This is a genomic window from Brotocaccenecus cirricatena, assembly GCF_020687045.1.
Classification (GTDB): domain Bacteria; phylum Bacillota; class Clostridia; order Oscillospirales; family Oscillospiraceae; genus Vescimonas; species Vescimonas cirricatena.
Map to the genome: position 1 here is coordinate 25418 of NZ_JAJEPW010000026.1, position 15726 is coordinate 41143.

Below are 15726 nucleotides of genomic sequence, written 5' to 3' on the forward strand. Positions count from 1 at the left end.
AGCCGGGGCTGGTTGCTTTGGGACAAATTGTCCCAAGGTGCGGGCATATAAAAACGCCCGCATAGCATGACGCTATACGGACGCAAGCAAATAAATATCCTGTTACATGATGTTTAATTTCACTTTCAAAGCCGGACTGCTCCGATGGAGGGGCTACGCTTTTTTTAGCTGGTGCAGATCATGAACGCTATGGAAAAGTAAAATGGACACGGCAGATTAACCTCCAATCGGCTACCGTGTCCCTGCAAGTCGTCATCAGTTTGTGCAAGCGCAAAGAAACGGCGGCTCTGAAATTCAAAGCCGCCGTTTCATATAGGCGTGTTGATGGGACTGCTGTACGACGGCTTTTTTTCTTTTGCCGTCGTGCAGCAGATTTGGCAGAGTTAGTGCAACGCTTTATTACAGGTTATAGTTAATTTATTCATACTTCTTTCCAACCACATATATTGGCAACAGCACACCGCAAAGGAACATAGCCAAGAAAACATATTTCCCTATGTTTTCCCATACATCTGCTACAATGCTGCCCGCCACGATGTTGATAATCGGGAATAGTATCATACACAGGCACAAACTCAAGCGGAGAGTTCTCACAATATGTGGCCAGTTGCGATTATTGAATTTTACTCCCGGCACATTCATGCGGAATGGGCCATCATAAAAAATGTTTACACTGTTTTCATCATAAAAGCTTGATAACTTAGTGCGGACGAAGCAGCAAAAGTACGCGCCGAATACCGCACTTAGAAGCGCAAGCGTTTCCAAGGTTTCCATGCAGGGCTGCGCCGTTGTATAGTTCAGAAATGTACCGATACAACAAATCAAAAGGGAAAATCCGTAAAAGACAATCCACTTGCTCTTTACATGATATGCCCTTTCAGGGCTTTCGTCCGCATAAGTGATTGCCGTCTTAACAATATCCTCAACTTTATCAGGTTTTAGTACATCATCGTTCGGCAATCTCTCACACATCAAAAGTTCCGTAACGGAAACATCCAACAGATTTGCCAGCGGGATCAATAGAACGGTATCGGGCAAGCTAACTCCCGTTTCCCATTTGCTTACAGCCTTATCAGATATACAGAGTTGTTCTGACAACTCTTTTTGAGTGATTCCTTTTTCTTTGCGAAGTGCGGCGACAAATGCGCCAAATTTCTTCTTGTCAATATTGAACATTGATTTTGACCTCCTGTGATTGCTAAGAGCATTATCGCTCTAACGCTGCCATTTAGCAACCGAATGGCAAGCGAGTATATCATTTTGGATGTTGAATGATAGTAGAGTTGTGATATTTCTTTCGTGAAAGGTACACTATTGTTTATTTTATCATTACAGTATCACAAGTTCAACTGTGTACATGAAATAAAAAATGAGTACGAATGAAATGTAACACCGTTCAAATACTATCACCCGAAATGTAAAATTACATTAGGTGGTGATGACATGAAGAACGAAAAAAGCGAACGCAAATTTGATTTTCGTCCGATGGGGCTTGCAATCAAGAAAGCCCGCGAGAAGAAAGGCATGACACAGGAGCAATTGGCTGACATCATCGGGCGGGACACTCGTACTGTCATGTACCACGAAAACGACGGTCAACATCCGAGCTTAGATATTTTCTATCAACTGGCAACCATGTTCGACCTGTCAGTAGATGAATACTTCTACCCCGATATGGGAGCCGATGAAGCCGCAAAGAAGCGGATCAACATTCAGCTTAATTCCCTCAATGAAAGTGAGCTGCGGCTCGTCGAGGGGATTATCAATGCGATCATAGAAAACCGTGAAACGGAGGAGGCGTAAGAAACGGCGCTGCCTCCGTTTTTCGCGGGGATTCCGGGGAACGCACTAACGGCAAGCAGGGCAAGTGTAGCCACACTTGCTATTTTTGCATCCCGGCGGGCTGCAAAAACGCTTGTTGGGGAGCCTCCCCAAACCCGGCTTTGGGACATTTTGTCCAAAAGTAATTTGTCAGCGTCACCGTGCGCTATCGCTCCTGTTCCTTTTTGCGCTGGCCGTCCGTGACACCCAGCAGATGGTCGATGTTGGCCTTGACCGCCACGGCCTGCCGCATCTCCTCCTGCGCCGAGCGGTACTCGGTATAGAGTGCCTTTTTCCGCGCCGCCAGTTGGCGGCGCTTTTCTTTCAGCTCTGCCATCTTTGGCAGCTTCTCACCGCCCAGCAGCTCTCCCATTGTGGCCTTGGCCGCTCGGTAGTCCGCCAGCTCCGCCTCATGCTCGGCAAGGTATTTCCGGCTGTACTTGGCGGCCTTGTACCCATCAAAGACAGGGCGGGTCTTGGCGTACCGCACCACGGCTCCCATCAGCTCGGATGTTGTGGACAGGTCAGCCTCCGTCCGCCGGAGCTGCTCGGTCAGGGAATGAAAACGGGAAACGGCGTCCTCGGCCTTGGCAGAGAGCTGGTCATACTCGGTGATATTCTGCTCCTGCATGAATTGAAGCGCCGCCGCCATCTGCTTGAGGTTATACACCTTTGCCCACCGCGCATAGGCCGCGCCTTTGCCGGAGCGCAGGCGCTCCTGTATATCCACGATCAGATTGACACGGCGAGGGGCAGCAGGCGCAGGGACAGGCTGCTCCGGGATCGGGCGCTCCCCGGCGATGACGGTCTTGATGTCCTCGGGATCGTAGCCGTCCCCGAGGGTGGACGCCCGAAGCCGGGTCGCCCGCTCCTGCCCCGGAACAAGAAAAGAGATCGTACCGCCGCGCCCATGCTTGACCGTGAAGCCGGACGCCTCCATGAGCCGGAGAAAAGCGTCAAAATCGGCGGGGCGTTTAGCAAGAGCTTCATTGATGGCAAGCCGTAGCTGCTCCTTGTATGGGGGCTGCCGCTCCGTCCCCAGCCATGCCCCGTAATGGAGAAATCGTCCCTTGCTGTGCAGTTTGGGATTGGTAATGACGGACAGATCATTTTCAAGACAAATGCGGTCAGAGAGCCGCCGCACCGCACGGCCAGAGCCGATAAAGTCCCGGAACTTCCGGGTGCAGTCCAGCGAGGTCGAGTTGTAATAAATGTGATTATGGATGTGCGCCTTGTCCGTGTGGGTGGCAACGAAAAAGGCGTACTTGCCCTTTGTCCAGCGCATCGCCGTTTCATAGCCGATGCGGTTGGCCTCCTCCGGCGTGATCTCCCCGGGCTTGAATGACTGGCGGATCTGATAGCAAAGCACATCCGCGTCCCGCCGCTGCTCCCGGTCTGTGGCGGCCTTGTACTTGGCCTTGCTCAAAAGGAACTCGGCATCGGCAGTCATGTGGTCGCAGCCGTAGGACGAGATCAATTCGCCGCCCTCGGTCTTGTCCGGGTTTTGCCCGTAGTCAAACCGCTCTTTCAAGGACTGCGCGATGGTTTCGCCCTTGCTGATTTTGTGCTTCTTGTAGTAGGTCGTGGCCGTAGGCAGCCCTCCTTCCGATATGACAAACGGCGGCTGTGGTCAGCCGCCGTCGTTTCAGCTTTGGGACATTTTGTCCCGAAGTATCAGCCGGTGATGAAATCACGCAGGGCAAACTTGGCCGAGTGCAGCTTGTCCAGCAGCCACTCAGCGATGGCGGGAACGCCAAAGGGAGAAACGAGGAACGCAAGGACGAGGAACACGATCCCGCCTACCGTCTGCCCGCCGATGAACAGGATCAGGGAGAGCAGCGTCAGCACGATGCAGCCCAGCTCGCACACGGCGGACGCCACGCAGAACAGGAATGTGACCATAGCGGCCAGCAGGGACAGCGCCACCATCACGGGGGCGGCAAGGATTTTGAGAACGATCATAGCAGCTACCTCCATTAGAAAATCGGGTTGGTTTGTCCTTCTACCCATATTATACCGCCGGGAAAATAGGCACACAAGGATGTCGAGCTTTCACGACCTCGAGACATTTTGTCCCGAGGTCGTGAAAGCCGGGGAACGGCACAAGGCCGCTCCCCGACAAATCATAGGCTCACCACAGCCGACAGCTTTTTCAGCAGCTCGGACAGCGGCTCCCAAAGGTCGGCATAGTCCTTTTGGAGCGCCGCGATCTCCGAGGGATAGATACCATAGGTGTTGGCATGGACGGCCACTTGGTTTAGGTTGTTGGCACACCGCCGCTGCAAGGCCACCAGCTCCCGGATGTCCGAGAGGTCAACATGGAGGACATAGCCGTTGAGCGCCATTTTCCGCATATAGGCTCCCATGTTGGAGATTCCGGCTTCGGCCATACGGTCAGCGATCAACGCCTGTTCCTCCGGCGTCACCATCACATGAAGATGAACAAAGCGCCGCCGCTTTTTCGTCAACGCTCCTCACGCTCCCGGCTGCGGCGCTTGGGCGGGTGTTCCCGCACCTTGTCCAGCGGCTTTTCTGACCGGGGCGACACAGGCAGATTGTTGATGATGCCGTCAATCATGTTCCCGTTCTGCTCCATAAAAAGCTCGGCGTTCTTGTTGGGATTGCGTTCCTGCTCCATAAATGTCCTCCTATCTGTCGCCCCGGTCAGGGGCATTTTTCTTTGGGGCGGCTTGCCCCCGGTCAGCCTCGACCTGTTTTACGGCGGTTTTCATCTGCTCCCGGATCGAACGGGGTCTGTCGGGATTGTCGGGCGCAGGCCGCAGCTCATAGTCAGACGCCTGCCGCTTGGTCAATGGCCGTGTGTAGGTCAAATGCCCCCACGCCAGAAACGATCCGTTTTCAACCGGGACGCGCTGATCGTAGTTGACGATCTCATCCGGGGCGTTGCGGGGCGGCTTGGGGAATGTCCCAATGTCCACGGGGCGCTGGGTGGAATAATACTTGTAAAGGCCGGGAGCCTCGCTCTGCTTGACACCGACATTGTAAAGGCGCTGGTACTCCTGCACCCGCGCCGCAAAGTCCTGTTCCAGAGCGGCACGGTCGCTGCCGTAATGCCCCCATTCATACTGCCGCTGGCCGTCCTTGTCATCGTAGCAAGCCCATATGACATAGGGCGAGGGAGCGGTAGGATGATGCCCCAGCGCAAAGCCCCTGCCGTTTTCCAGCATGACGGCCTTGATGATCTCATAGCCTTGGTTTTTGTCCATATACCCTCCTCACCGTGATACATCCTTTTCCGCCCGTTTCGCAAAGGGCTGAAGCTGATAGGGACTTTTGCCGTCCTCCGGGCGCAGGAAGTCCAGCCTTGCGGCGGCACGGATGGCGTTCTGATTGAGCTGCCGCTGCCATGCCTCTTGGCTGGGCGCCCATTTGAAGCCTTCGCTTTTGAGCGCCTGCCGGGTGTCGGCGTCTGGCTTTTCCTCAAAAATGAGCTGCAAGCGGTTCTCCGCCTCATTGACCTTGGCCTCCCCGCCGGGGAATGTCCAACCCACAAACTCCGCCTTGTGGCTCAGTTCCTCGATGCGCTGGCGCACACGGCGGATGTTGGCGTTATTGTTGGTGAGCAGATAGGACGGAAACGGAACGGGGTCTTTGCGCCAGTCTTGGGACATGGACGCCTTGACCTTTTCCACCTGCTCCGCCGTCAGCTCGGGACAGCCCTCCAGCGTCTTATGCTTGCGATAGTAGGCATTGACCGCCTTCATCATGGCCTGCTGTGACTTCATTCCCCCCAGCTTTTTCGTGAGCTTTTCCACAGCAAGGTCATCATCGGCGCTGATCCCGCCCCGGCCTGTGGAGCGGATCTTGTCCAGCAGCTTTTTAATTTCGGCGTACTCGCCGTAATTTCGATCCCGGGCGGCGTTCTGCTTGGCCTTTTTCGCCACGGGGAAATTGCCGCCCCCGGTGATCAGAATGGACGGAACACGGGCGTCAATGGCGTTGCGCTCATTGAGGTTTTCCGCCAGCCTGCGGGCGTAGCGGTCAACAAGGGCATCAATCTTATCATGGTACATGGGATCGACCTGCGCTTTCTGCTTCTCTGCCAGCGCGTAGGCTTCATCCACCATCGCCCGGTAGCCCGCCGTGGCCGAGCCGGGGGCATAGTCGGAATAGCTGTTCATGTCCTTTGCCCGCTTTGCCGCCGCCTCGCTGATCTCATAATATTTAGGCATAAGTCCTCCTTTCAGCCGGGACTTCGGGACAAAATGTCCCAAAGCCCCGGCGCTTGGATGTGGAAAGCATTTCTGCGAAAACAGGGGCGGGCGGGAAAACATACCGCCCACCCCAAAATCGCCCCGGAAAAGCCTTGTAAATGCAGGCATTTTCCGGGGCTATTTTTCCACGCACTACCTCCGCTTGCGGCGCATATACGCCCGCTTCTGCTCCCGCAGGGCAGCCCCGGCGCAGACCGGGGAGCAGTACCGCTGCCGCCGCCCATCCGGGAGAAATGCCCTGCCACATACCGGGCAAGGACGGGTTTCCGTGATACGCTCCACGGTCAGCGACCTTTCCAGCATGGGATCAAGGGGAAGCACCGCCGAACGGAAATAGCGGCAATAAGCGCCCGTCCAGCACTTGCCCAGCATATAGCAGGGACAGTCCAGCGGCAGGCAGCCATAGTCTTTATCATAGTTGGCGCACCACTTTGTCACCAGCTTGCGGATCGCCGCCTTTTCCTGCCGGGTCAACTCACGGCTCATTTTTGCCCCCTGTCTTTGGCGTGAGCTGCTCCCGATAGCAGAACATACAGCCGATGCCGCGCCAGTAGGGACAGCCGTCGCAGCGGGAGCCTTTGGGCGGCAGGCTGGGCGGAACACCCTTGAAGTAACTTTTTTCTTTCATAAAATCCTCATAGGGACTGTTGGTAAATCTCATGCTTCATCCTCACTTTCCGTTTCGTCCTCGTCCTCCCAAGGCGAGGTATCGTCATAATCGTCGCCGTAGTCCTCCGCAGCGTCGGCAACCTGCTTCTTGGGACGGTAGATCTTAAAATACCAGCCCGCCGCGCCGCCGATGACCGCCACGGCCAGTACCAGTAGGAGCGTTCCTCTGCTGCTCTCGGGCTGCTCCGGCTCGGGTTCAGGCTCCGGCTCCGCCACGGGCGCAGGCTCGGGGGCTTTGCCCTGACACTCACCCATGTTCACGGCGCAGACGGTACAATCCGTGTTAATGGCACCCACGGCGCATTTATCGGTGCAGGAACACTCCGGCAGCTCGCCGCCCGCCGCCTGCATCGCCGCCAGCAGGTCAGCCTCGTCCACCATATTCAGAAAGTAGGTTTGATACTGTTCGCCGTCCTCGTCGGTGGGCTTATCGTAGTCAATAACGATGTAAAAGGTGCTGCCGCCGCTGGTCTGCACCGTGATGAGCTGCTTGTTGGTGGCCTTATCGTAGAGCAGATCACGGGTCACAAGGTTGCCATCCTCGGTGAAGCCCTCGCCGGGGTCAACGGTTTCGGCGGGCAGCGGCTCTACCGGGGCAAGGCCATCCCATTCCTCACCGCCTCCGGCGTAGGCCGTGACCGCCATGCCGCACATCAAAACAGCGGCGCAGAGCGCCGCTGTCAGCTTCTTCATCCACTTGTTCATTCGCTGTCCTCCTTGTCTGTGGGATCGGACTTCGGGACATTCTGTCCCAAAGTGCCGCCGTTCTTGATGGTCTGGAGCAGCACGGGCAGGTCGGTGAGCGAAACACTCATGCCGCGCACGATCTCCACGATCTCGCTGTTCTCGGCCTCCAGCTTTTTCTGCTCCAGCTCCTTGAGCCGTGCCTGCTGCTCGTTGATCTTGGCCGTGACCTTTTCGATCTCGGCCTGAATTTTTGCGCTTTTGGAGATAGCCATAAAAACCTCCTGTCAAAATAGTTTTCCGTAGGCGTAGAAATGGGACTGCCAGTAACTTGTGTTGAGGTTGGCGTAGCTGATGGGGTCGCCACAATGGAGCATCCAACCATCACCCACATAGATGCCCACATGGGAGATCCCTGGCGTGTCATAAGTCCCCGTGAAGAATACCAAATCGCCGGGCTTGGGGCTGCTCGTCCGGGCGGAGATGTTGTATAGCCCCTGCGCCCCCAGCCGTCCGAAGTCCCAGCCGCATTGGTTGTAGACATAGCTGACGAAGCCGGAGCAGTCGAACGAGGTATTCGGAGAACTGCCGCCCCACACATAGGGGTATCCCACATACTTTTCTGCCTCTTTCAGAATGGCGGCAAAGGTTTCGTCGGCAAGGTAGTCCTCCGGGATCTCATGTGCCGGGGGCTTGTTGGTGTACTTGCCCACATAGGGCGAGGACGGGAACAGGTCGGGGCGGTTGCCCAGCGTCGCCATGTAGAGGGCGTACCGGGACAGGGTTTCCTCGCCCATAATGTAGACAGGCAGATGGGAGAGATTGAAGTTTTCCAGCGTGACAGTGCAGATGTAATAATCGTAATACACCCGGTAGGTGTCGCTGTGGGTATTGCCGTCCTCGTCTGTCCAAGTATCCGTTTCCAAGTAATACCGCCGTTCCACCACCACATCCTCGGTCAAAATGTACTGGCGGTCAAAGAGCATTTGGAGCGTCCCTTGTACCTCGCCCAGCGTCCACTCGCCCTCATGGAGCGCGCAGACGATGGACAGCAGCACATAGGGATCGTGTTCGATGGTGTCGAGGTCAAAGTGATATTCGTCATAATCGTGGGTACGGGTGTAGGTATCGAGATAGCGTTGCAGTTCATTTTCCAAGGCGCAGTAGGCGGCCTCCGCCCCCAGCAGGTCAGCGTCCTCGGCGGCATAGGTGGACGCGCCGATGGCTCCGGCCACGCCGTTGCCCACCGTCACCAGCGAGGACATACACGATTGCAGCACCACCAGCAGAAGAAACGCCGCCACCAGCAGGAGCAGCCCGCTGGGATGCTCCTTGATATAGGCGGACACCTTTTCCGTCAGCTTGCCCGTAACGGATGCCGTACCCTCGGCGGCCTTGGCGGCCTGTCTGGCAGCCTCCCGTGCCTGTTTTGCGTACTGGCGCTTGATCTTCTGCTTTTGCAGATACCGGGACACCGCGCCGCCCTCCTGCATTTCCGGGTGTTCCTCCACGGTCTTGCGGTAGTAATAATCCGCCGTGGCCTTGATGTGCTTGCTTTCGGCACGCTCCACCGCCTTTGCCGGGTGTTCCCGGATGGCCTTGCGGAGCTTGCGCCTGCCGAAGCGGTACACGGACTCCGCCGCCAGCTCGGAACGGTGTGCGCCCTCCGTGCCGGCATTTTCATGCTCGACCTCATAGAGCTTGCCATGAACAAAGCTGTGGACGCCGTGTCCGGCGGTATGAGCAAGGCGCTTGACCGCACCGGGCTTTTTCGGCGGCTTCTGCTTTGCCAGCTTCTCCCGGGCGGCATCCAGCTTTTCGCCCCGGCGTTCCATCCGCAGCTTGGACGCCGCCGTTTGCTCCTGCCGGCTTTTCCACCGAAACTTGGACTTCGGGACATTTTGTCCCAAAGTGGGGTTATTCGTCTGTTCGTTCATGGGCAAGATCCTCCGGGCGGGTCGTCAGCAGGTCATAGATCTCTCCACGGGGGAAACGGTCTACAAACGGGATGGTGACATTTCCATAGAACAGCAAGCCTTCGCCGGAATTGGAGTGTGTGATGTAGGAGAGCTGATGTTCGGAAATGCCGAGCTGCTTTGCCAAAATCGCACGGTCGCTCTGCGCCTGCGACAGCAGCACCATGAAATCCGTGTTGTCCAGAATGTTCTCGATCTCTCGGCTGGCCAGCAGGTCTTTCACATTCTGCGTCAGTGCCGAGGGAACACAGCCCTTTTTACGGAGCATTTTCCAGACCGCCACAAAGTAGCTGGCCGTCAGCGGATCACGGAGCAGGATATGGAACTCGTCAAAGTAGCACCAAGTCGCCACGCCCTCGGCATGGTTGGCGTTTACCGCCGCCGTGACAAATTCATTGGTGGTGTGCATGGCGATCTTGCGGAGGTTTTCACCCAAGCCCTTTAGGACGATGCAGACCACACGGGAATTGAGGTCAACATTTGTGGGATGGTTGAAAAGGTTGAGTGAGCCGGTGCAGTAAAGCTCCAGAGCCGTCGCCACCCGCCGCGCCTCCGGCTCGGGCTGGCGCAGCAGCTCCTCATACAGATCTTGCAGCAGCGGCGTTTTTGCCGTTTCCAGCCCCAGCGCCATCTCCCGGTAGACCAGCCGCACACAGCGGTCAATGACGGTTTTCTCGATGGGCTGCAAACCCTCCTTGCCGCCCACGATCAGCTCGCAAAGGGACAGCAAAAAATCCGCCTTCATGGAAAGCGGACTGTCCTCGTCGTTGATATTCATTTGCAAGTCCATAGGCGAAATGTGGTGTGGGCTGTCCGGGGCGATCTCGATGACCTGCCCACCCAAGCGCCGCACCAGCGGGGCATATTCGCCCATCGGGTCAACGACGATGATGCGGTCGTTGGTGGCGAGGAACACATTGATCAGCTCGCGCTTGGCGGCAAAGCTCTTGCCGCTGCCCGTAGAGCCGAGGTACATCCCGTTGGCGGATTTCAGCTTTTTGCGGTCAGCCATGATGACATTGTTGGAAAGAGCGTTCATGCCGTAGTAAAGCGCCTGCCCGTCCATACGAAGCTCCCGGGTCATAAAGGGAATGAAAATGGCGGTAGAGCTGGTGGTCATGCCCCGCTGGATCTCAATGCCGTTATAGCCCAGCGCCAGCGAGGACACAAAGCCCTGCTCCTGCTGCCAGTCCAGACGGCGCAGGGCGCAGTTATATTTCTGCGCGATGCCGCTCACCGTGAACACATCGTTTTCAAGGCGCTGCCGGGTGGGAGCGAGGTTTACCACCGTAAAGGTCAGCAGGAACATTCGCTCGTTACGGCTTTGCAGGTCGGAGAGCAGCTCGGCGGCGTCCTTGGAAAAGGTAATGAGGTCGGGCGGCAAAATCTCCATGTCGTACCCGGCACGGACAGCCTTTTTCTGCTCCTCCGCTTTCATGCGGCCTATGTCGGAGATTTTTCCCTTGATCGTCTTAATGGCCTTGAGCTGGTCTACCGTCTGAATGTGCATGGTGACGGTCAGCTCGGCGTCCAGTTCCAAAATCTCCGCCAGCAGCTTATCCGAAAGCTCCGACGCCATGATCTGCAAATAGGACGCCGCGCCCCACATCTGGCCGACACGGAAAGTCCGGCTCTGCCGGAAGTCGAAACTGTCCGGGGCGATGTAGTCCTTTGTCCCCATGCCCGTCTTGGGAATGTCTTTCCACGCAAAGCGGAATGGCTCGCGCCCGCCCGGGTGCATCTGCCCATGCAGCACCGCAAGCCGATCCCGGCCATCCAGCGGGCGGGACTGGACGCCCAGCCGTTTCAGATTGCCCATGACATCGGCCTCCACGCGCCCCAGCCGTGGACGCGCCTCTGCCACGCCCTCGGCGGGTAGGCCAAAGGTGATGTACTTATACCGTTCAATGCCGTTGTTGCTCTTGGCGATCTGGCCTTTGAGCATTTCCACATACTCACCCCGGATGCTGTTGAAATCATCCTCCTGTGCCGGGATATTCACCTTGTATCGGTTGGCGTTGCGGCTGCGGCGGTTGACAAAGGAAAGCTGGAACGGCAGAGAACTGTCAAAATAATTCAGGCACGCACTCCACCCGCTGATAATGGCAGTCTGATCCTCCGTGGACGCCACGGCATAATTGATGTCCTCATATTCCAGCGTCTTTGTGTAAAGCCCGCCGGGGATTTGGCAGATCCCGTCTGGGTGCATGGCGATATAGGGAATGGTCTGCTGGGCGGACAGCGCCCGGTGCTTATTTCCGTTTTTCTGCTTTTTTGCTTTGCTCAATAGGCTCCTCCTTTCGCGCAAATGGGGCATAGATATTTTCCGTTCGGTACGGTCGGATGCCGGGGCGGGTAAACTTGACCCGGATGATGTTGCGGATCACCTTTTCAAAGGGTAAGCCATCCTTTTCGTACATCGCCAGTAGGAACGCCGGGAGCATGATCGCCAGCATAGCGAACAGCGCCCCGGTGTTGCCGATGGCCTGCCGGGTCAAAAGGTAGGTTGGAACGCCGATAGCCGCCCCCATGCCAAAGCAGATTAGCTGCCGCTTGGTGAGGTTGAACGCGATTTTTGTCTTGATCTTGGAAAGGTCATTCGGGACATTCACATAGGGCATCAGTCTGTCACCTCCAGTTTGGGACAACTTGTCCCAAAGTCCGGGATCGTCGGCTCCACCTCGTTGCCCCACACATCCCAGCCGGGAGAGGTCTGCCGTGCGAACAGCTCCACACGGGGCATGTCGCCCATGAGGGCAACGATCTTGTCACGGGTTTCGTCCGGCTTTTTGCTGTGGGCTTCAATGGGCGAAATGATAAACTGGTGAATGTCGGCGGCCTGCCGCTTGGGGTGTCCCTTGGTCGCCAGCAGGCAGATCTCGGCGTTCGCCCTCGTCCAGAAGCCCAGCCCATAAAACCAGCTATCCGCCTTTTTGTTCTTTTTGAGCCAGACGAACGCAACGGATTTATAGGTGAAGCCCCACGCACGGATGAGCCGCAGAGCCTCCGGGAGCTGGGGAAAGGTCGCCCACATGAAAAGGGCGCTGTCCTTGGCCGCAAGCTCGGCCACAGGCAGCGCACACAATTCATCAATGCTCATGGTGGGGTAGTGATTTTCCGCCGCGCCCTGCACTTTCTTAGCCGAGTAGCGCCACGGCGGGTCGGCGTAGATAATGGAATATTTTTCGATATTGTCACGCTCCTTTGGACATGAAAAAACCGCCTGCATAAAAGCAAGCGGTCTTGTCGGATCATTTTGTTAGGGTCAGCAAAAATGATGTTTATTCGGTTGTTTCTTCGCGCAGCAAGTCTTTGAACAGGACGCTCATGTAATCGCTGCGGCCATACAGAACACGGTCAATGTAGACATCGTTGCCTTGCACACGATAAAACACCATATAATTGCCGCTGACAAGAAAACGATAGTCAGTTCCTATATCTGCAATAGAGGATAACGGGGTTCCCATTTCTGCGAAATTTTTCAACGGGTCAACCGCGTCTATAATGCGATTGATCACGCGCTCCGCAGCAGAACGATTTTGAAGTTCCGATACGATGTAATCCCAAATGTCATCCAAATCACGACGGGACTCGGGTGAATAATGAATTTTATTCTTCATTCGCTCTTGCGCGGAAATGCGCCCTCATATCGTCCAGTGTCAGCCAGCCTTCCGTTTCGCCGGAGTGACGGCCTTTTGCAAGCTCATTCATCAGGCGGATGGTCGCTTGTGTTCTCTCGTAATCCTGCATATCCACGATAGCGTACCGCCCGCGCCCGTTTTTCGTCAAAAAGACAGGAGCGCCCACAGCCACATCATGCAGTACCTCACTGTAATTTCGCAGGTCAGAAATGGGTTTAATGTTCGGCATATCTATCAACTCCTTTCAAACACAGTATACCCCATTCTGCTGTAAAATTCAACAGCAAATTTGCTGCAAAATTAGGTGCCTTTCCCGCCCCCGGCCACGGCCAGCCGCGCCTGCTCGATGCGCTGGGCGGCGATGGTATAGATGGATGGGGCATTTTCAAAGCAGATGAAGCGGCGGCCTGTGTTCATGGCGGCAACGGCAGTCGTGCCGCTGCCCGCGCAGATGTCCGCCACTACCTCTCCTTCGTCGGTATAGGTTTTGATGAAATACTCGCACAGCTCCACGGGCTTTTGCGTGGGATGGATGCCGCCCGTCACCGTCGGCACAAACAGCACATTTCCCGGATAACGCCGCCCGTCGCTGGACTCTGAGCCTGTCCGTTCAAACTTGCCGTAGTTGGTACTGCACCCACTGCGGGGATTGGTCTTGCGGTACGGCTCCCCATAGGTGAATTGCGGATGGTACACCGGGGACTTCTGATAGAACACCAAAATGTTCTCGGACTTTTTCAGCGGCGCACGGTTGGCATTGAGGAAGCCCGTTGCCCGGGACTTGTACCATACCCACTCATAGCGGAGCATGGCGAGGTTGGATGCGCCCAGCACCTTATCAAAGGGGCATTGAGCAAAAAACAGGATGGCTCCGTTTGGCTTCACCGCCCAGCACACCGCCTCCCACAGCTCCGGGAGCGGCAGCGGCACATCCCAAAAGTTCCGTGTCGTGCCGTAGGGCGGATCGGTCAAGAGCATATCCACGCTATGTTTTGGCAGAGAGCGCAAGCCCTCGATCCCGTCCATAAGGTGCAGCGCATCCAGCTTTGGGACATTTTGCCCCCAAATAGTGCTTTCTGCTATCAACGCATTCCTCCCTTCAGAAATTTTATCCATGGTACATCTGATGCCGGTCTTGTCATTAAACACGGTTTGTCAAAAGCAAATCACGTTTCCCCAAATCACTATATATTGTGAGTCTTTCTATTGACATTTCCAATATTTAGTGTTACCCTTGTATTAGCACTTAAATAAATTGAGTGCTAATACGATAGAAAGGAGTATCAAATGGCTAATTCCTATAAACCCGGCGAAAAAGCCGACCGTTCAGGTCAGTATGAAATTGTCGGCCCTCGCGGTGGACGCACGGGAATCGAAAGAACCGTCGTAAAAGGCGAACCTCTTCCGCCCACGCAGCACAGTGGTCAGCGGTACATCATGGTTGACCCGACCAAGAACGGCGCTGGTCGCAAAAACTGAATAGCTCTTCCAACTGAGCCACCTGAAAAGGTGGCTCAACTCTTTTAATGTGCGCTGAACACGCTGCGGGCGATGGAGCCAGTCTTGAACAGGCAGAAGCAAAGCAGCACGGAATAGCCCATGCAGCCCCATATCGCGCCGATGGGGTCGCCGCCCGTGGCGATACCCTGTATCAGCACCGCATAGATGGCAACACAGACGAGGATCAATAGCCCTTGAAAGCCCACGGCAAACAGGGACTTCAAATAGTTCTGCCCGGTATTGCCCAGTTCCCGGTTGGAGAGCGTGGCAACGGGGATGGGGGCTAAGCTGGTCAGCAGGTATATTTCGATCATGCGGCCATAGACGATGACGAAAATCACGACGTTGATTGCCCACATGGTCACATGAATGAGCAGGGATTGCAGCCACAGCCCCAGCAGAGAGCCAAGCCCCAGCGTTTCCAGCGTGGCCTCCAAGTCGGCAAGCATGGCCTCCGAAATGTCCGTTGAGCCTTGCACGATCCCGGCTGCCCGAGCGATGACGCTTTGGGACACATCGAACACGGCCATGACGATATTGAAAGTGTTGGACAAAATCAAAATGGCGCAGGCCGTTTTGAATATCCACTTGAAGAAGATCCAGTAGTCCAGATCATGCAGGTTGTTCTTCTCGATAATGAGCTGGATCAGCTCATAGGTGGCAACAAAGGTGAGGATCAGACCGGCGATCGGCAGTATCACCGTTTCAGAAAGCTGCCGGATCAGGGAGAACACCCCGGCGTTCCACGCCGCCGGGGTGGTTCCCACTTGCACCGCAATCTCTCCGACACGGGAATTGACCGTATCAAAAAGCCCCGTGAGGTTGCCCATGATACCCTCGATCAGCAGCTCTTTTAGCCAGTCTGTCAGCCAGTCGGTGAGAAATCCCATGCTTTACGCCCTTAAAACAGGGTGGACAGCAGAGGGATCAGGGTCGTACCCAGCACGATGATGCCGCCGCCCGCCATGAGCTGTTTCATGCCCTGAGATTTTACTAATGTGTGATAAAGAAGTAATAGAAGTGTAAAAAATTTTGCCGTTCCTATCCGGCACTTGCGCATTGTGTCGGATAGGTCGGGCGGTTATTCGGGCAAGTCCACCTTGCCAACAAAAGAATAATAAATCTCAATGTCCTGTCTGCGGGTCTTGTTCTCGTCATAGCTGCACTCATGCACAACGATTTTCTCTACAAACTCCCGCA

General features: G+C 55.7%; 22 protein-coding genes and 1 pseudogene. 2 read left to right on the top strand and 21 right to left on the bottom strand.

Annotated elements, in window-relative coordinates; translation table 11 throughout:
- Nucleotides 1-417 precede the first annotated feature (417 nt).
- Nucleotides 418-1176: a helix-turn-helix domain-containing protein gene (locus tag LKD37_RS09695; protein WP_118482307.1), complete on the bottom strand. Its 759-nt coding sequence runs from the start codon at nucleotides 1174-1176 to the stop codon at nucleotides 418-420.
- A 267-nt stretch (nucleotides 1177-1443) separates the two neighbouring features.
- Here LKD37_RS09695 and LKD37_RS09700 point away from each other — a divergent pair, with 267 nt between their 5' ends.
- On the top strand, nucleotides 1444-1803 hold the full coding sequence (locus LKD37_RS09700; protein WP_302929019.1) for a helix-turn-helix transcriptional regulator: 360 nt from the start codon (nucleotides 1444-1446) through the stop codon (nucleotides 1801-1803).
- A gap of 184 nt (nucleotides 1804-1987) precedes the next feature.
- Here the strand turns inward: LKD37_RS09700 and LKD37_RS09705 are convergent, their stop codons facing one another.
- The 17 genes from LKD37_RS09705 to LKD37_RS09785 form a co-directional block, all read right to left on the bottom strand.
- A complete protein-coding gene (locus LKD37_RS09705) occupies nucleotides 1988-3352 on the bottom strand; it encodes a relaxase/mobilization nuclease domain-containing protein (protein ID WP_302929020.1) in 1365 nt (454 codons plus the stop codon).
- A gap of 143 nt (nucleotides 3353-3495) precedes the next feature.
- Nucleotides 3496-3783, bottom strand: coding sequence for a CD1845 family protein (locus LKD37_RS09710; protein ID WP_302929021.1), 288 nt, complete (start codon nucleotides 3781-3783; stop codon nucleotides 3496-3498).
- Nucleotides 3784-3944: 161 nt separating this feature from the next.
- Nucleotides 3945-4289, bottom strand: coding sequence for a plasmid mobilization protein (locus tag LKD37_RS09715; RefSeq protein WP_302929023.1), 345 nt, complete (start codon nucleotides 4287-4289; stop codon nucleotides 3945-3947).
- Nucleotides 4286-4459, bottom strand: coding sequence for a DUF4316 domain-containing protein (locus tag LKD37_RS09720; RefSeq protein ID WP_302929024.1), 174 nt, complete (start codon nucleotides 4457-4459; stop codon nucleotides 4286-4288). Before LKD37_RS09720 ends, LKD37_RS09715 begins: the two co-directional genes overlap by 4 nt.
- A gap of 10 nt (nucleotides 4460-4469) precedes the next feature.
- Nucleotides 4470-5048 carry a defense against restriction DarA-related protein gene (locus LKD37_RS09725; protein WP_302929026.1) on the bottom strand — a complete coding sequence of 193 codons (579 nt, stop codon included), beginning with the start codon at nucleotides 5046-5048 and terminating at the stop codon, nucleotides 4470-4472.
- Nucleotides 5049-5057: 9 nt separating this feature from the next.
- Nucleotides 5058-6014 (bottom strand): DUF8626 domain-containing protein, encoded by a 957-nt coding sequence (locus tag LKD37_RS09730; RefSeq protein ID WP_302929027.1) that lies wholly within the window; start codon nucleotides 6012-6014, stop codon nucleotides 5058-5060.
- 174 nt (nucleotides 6015-6188) lie between these two features.
- Nucleotides 6189-6542 (bottom strand): cysteine-rich VLP protein, encoded by a 354-nt coding sequence (locus tag LKD37_RS09735; RefSeq protein WP_302929028.1) that lies wholly within the window; start codon nucleotides 6540-6542, stop codon nucleotides 6189-6191.
- Entirely contained in the window at nucleotides 6532-6717 is a 186-nt protein-coding gene (locus LKD37_RS09740) for a hypothetical protein (RefSeq protein WP_302929029.1), read from the bottom strand. The genes LKD37_RS09735 and LKD37_RS09740 overlap by 11 nt, the downstream gene beginning before the upstream one ends.
- Nucleotides 6714-7430 (bottom strand): DUF4366 domain-containing protein, encoded by a 717-nt coding sequence (locus LKD37_RS09745; RefSeq protein WP_302929030.1) that lies wholly within the window; start codon nucleotides 7428-7430, stop codon nucleotides 6714-6716. Before LKD37_RS09745 ends, LKD37_RS09740 begins: the two co-directional genes overlap by 4 nt.
- Nucleotides 7427-7684: a DUF4315 family protein gene (locus LKD37_RS09750; protein WP_302929031.1), complete on the bottom strand. Its 258-nt coding sequence runs from the start codon at nucleotides 7682-7684 to the stop codon at nucleotides 7427-7429. Before LKD37_RS09750 ends, LKD37_RS09745 begins: the two co-directional genes overlap by 4 nt.
- A 12-nt stretch (nucleotides 7685-7696) precedes the next feature.
- The gene (locus tag LKD37_RS09755) at nucleotides 7697-9346 is read right to left on the bottom strand and encodes a C40 family peptidase (protein WP_302929032.1); all 1650 of its coding nucleotides are present in this window, start codon (nucleotides 9344-9346) and stop codon (nucleotides 7697-7699) included.
- Nucleotides 9327-11702: a VirB4-like conjugal transfer ATPase, CD1110 family gene (locus tag LKD37_RS09760; RefSeq protein WP_349048754.1), complete on the bottom strand. Its 2376-nt coding sequence runs from the start codon at nucleotides 11700-11702 to the stop codon at nucleotides 9327-9329. Before LKD37_RS09760 ends, LKD37_RS09755 begins: the two co-directional genes overlap by 20 nt.
- Nucleotides 11638-12006 carry a PrgI family protein gene (locus LKD37_RS09765; RefSeq protein ID WP_302929033.1) on the bottom strand — a complete coding sequence of 123 codons (369 nt, stop codon included), beginning with the start codon at nucleotides 12004-12006 and terminating at the stop codon, nucleotides 11638-11640. Before LKD37_RS09765 ends, LKD37_RS09760 begins: the two co-directional genes overlap by 65 nt.
- On the bottom strand, nucleotides 12006-12614 hold the full coding sequence (locus LKD37_RS09770) for an MT-A70 family methyltransferase (RefSeq protein WP_302929034.1): 609 nt from the start codon (nucleotides 12612-12614) through the stop codon (nucleotides 12006-12008). The genes LKD37_RS09765 and LKD37_RS09770 overlap by 1 nt, the downstream gene beginning before the upstream one ends.
- Before the next feature lie 52 nt (nucleotides 12615-12666).
- Nucleotides 12667-13005 carry a type II toxin-antitoxin system RelE/ParE family toxin gene (locus LKD37_RS09775; protein ID WP_302929035.1) on the bottom strand — a complete coding sequence of 113 codons (339 nt, stop codon included), beginning with the start codon at nucleotides 13003-13005 and terminating at the stop codon, nucleotides 12667-12669.
- Nucleotides 12995-13255 (bottom strand): type II toxin-antitoxin system prevent-host-death family antitoxin, encoded by a 261-nt coding sequence (locus LKD37_RS09780; protein ID WP_302929036.1) that lies wholly within the window; start codon nucleotides 13253-13255, stop codon nucleotides 12995-12997. The genes LKD37_RS09775 and LKD37_RS09780 overlap by 11 nt, the downstream gene beginning before the upstream one ends.
- 71 nt (nucleotides 13256-13326) lie before the next feature.
- A complete protein-coding gene (locus LKD37_RS09785; protein ID WP_302929037.1) occupies nucleotides 13327-14052 on the bottom strand; it encodes a DNA-methyltransferase in 726 nt (241 codons plus the stop codon).
- A gap of 261 nt (nucleotides 14053-14313) precedes the next feature.
- Here LKD37_RS09785 and LKD37_RS09790 point away from each other — a divergent pair, with 261 nt between their 5' ends.
- Nucleotides 14314-14505, top strand: a complete 192-nt coding sequence (locus tag LKD37_RS09790; RefSeq protein ID WP_302929038.1) for a hypothetical protein — start codon at nucleotides 14314-14316, stop codon at nucleotides 14503-14505.
- A 44-nt stretch (nucleotides 14506-14549) separates the two neighbouring features.
- Here the strand turns inward: LKD37_RS09790 and LKD37_RS09795 are convergent, their stop codons facing one another.
- From LKD37_RS09795 to LKD37_RS09805, 3 genes and pseudogenes are all read right to left on the bottom strand, one after another.
- Nucleotides 14550-15416 carry a VirB6/TrbL-like conjugal transfer protein, CD1112 family gene (locus LKD37_RS09795; RefSeq protein WP_302929039.1) on the bottom strand — a complete coding sequence of 289 codons (867 nt, stop codon included), beginning with the start codon at nucleotides 15414-15416 and terminating at the stop codon, nucleotides 14550-14552.
- 11 nt (nucleotides 15417-15427) lie between these two features.
- Nucleotides 15428-15517, bottom strand: a pseudogene (locus LKD37_RS17825) (Maff2 family mobile element protein); the annotation flags it as partial.
- Between the two features lie 90 nt (nucleotides 15518-15607).
- Nucleotides 15608-15726, bottom strand: a 119-nt coding sequence (locus tag LKD37_RS09805; RefSeq protein ID WP_178881828.1) for a DUF4368 domain-containing protein, incomplete at its 5' end; no start/stop codon positions are given.

Bases quoted from the DNA above. Each gene is read 5' to 3' on its own strand.
- LKD37_RS09695 (WP_118482307.1), bottom strand. From the start codon at position 1,176: ATGTTCAATATTGACAAGAAGAAATTTGGCGCATTTGTCGCCGCACTT.
- LKD37_RS09700 (WP_302929019.1), top strand. From the start codon at position 1,444: ATGAAGAACGAAAAAAGCGAACGCAAATTTGATTTTCGTCCGATGGGG.
- LKD37_RS09710 (WP_302929021.1), bottom strand. From the start codon at position 3,783: ATGATCGTTCTCAAAATCCTTGCCGCCCCCGTGATGGTGGCGCTGTCC.
- LKD37_RS09720 (WP_302929024.1), bottom strand. From the start codon at position 4,459: ATGGAGCAGGAACGCAATCCCAACAAGAACGCCGAGCTTTTTATGGAG.
- LKD37_RS09725 (WP_302929026.1), bottom strand. From the start codon at position 5,048: ATGGACAAAAACCAAGGCTATGAGATCATCAAGGCCGTCATGCTGGAA.
- LKD37_RS09730 (WP_302929027.1), bottom strand. From the start codon at position 6,014: ATGCCTAAATATTATGAGATCAGCGAGGCGGCGGCAAAGCGGGCAAAG.
- LKD37_RS09735 (WP_302929028.1), bottom strand. From the start codon at position 6,542: ATGAGCCGTGAGTTGACCCGGCAGGAAAAGGCGGCGATCCGCAAGCTG.
- LKD37_RS09740 (WP_302929029.1), bottom strand. From the start codon at position 6,717: ATGAGATTTACCAACAGTCCCTATGAGGATTTTATGAAAGAAAAAAGT.
- LKD37_RS09745 (WP_302929030.1), bottom strand. From the start codon at position 7,430: ATGAACAAGTGGATGAAGAAGCTGACAGCGGCGCTCTGCGCCGCTGTT.
- LKD37_RS09750 (WP_302929031.1), bottom strand. From the start codon at position 7,684: ATGGCTATCTCCAAAAGCGCAAAAATTCAGGCCGAGATCGAAAAGGTC.
- LKD37_RS09755 (WP_302929032.1), bottom strand. From the start codon at position 9,346: ATGAACGAACAGACGAATAACCCCACTTTGGGACAAAATGTCCCGAAG.
- LKD37_RS09760 (WP_349048754.1), bottom strand. From the start codon at position 11,702: ATGCCCCATTTGCGCGAAAGGAGGAGCCTATTGAGCAAAGCAAAAAAG.
- LKD37_RS09765 (WP_302929033.1), bottom strand. From the start codon at position 12,006: ATGCCCTATGTGAATGTCCCGAATGACCTTTCCAAGATCAAGACAAAA.
- LKD37_RS09770 (WP_302929034.1), bottom strand. From the start codon at position 12,614: ATGCAGGCGGTTTTTTCATGTCCAAAGGAGCGTGACAATATCGAAAAA.
- LKD37_RS09775 (WP_302929035.1), bottom strand. From the start codon at position 13,005: ATGAAGAATAAAATTCATTATTCACCCGAGTCCCGTCGTGATTTGGAT.
- LKD37_RS09780 (WP_302929036.1), bottom strand. From the start codon at position 13,255: ATGCCGAACATTAAACCCATTTCTGACCTGCGAAATTACAGTGAGGTA.
- LKD37_RS09785 (WP_302929037.1), bottom strand. From the start codon at position 14,052: ATGGACGGGATCGAGGGCTTGCGCTCTCTGCCAAAACATAGCGTGGAT.
- LKD37_RS09790 (WP_302929038.1), top strand. From the start codon at position 14,314: ATGGCTAATTCCTATAAACCCGGCGAAAAAGCCGACCGTTCAGGTCAG.
- LKD37_RS09795 (WP_302929039.1), bottom strand. From the start codon at position 15,416: ATGGGATTTCTCACCGACTGGCTGACAGACTGGCTAAAAGAGCTGCTG.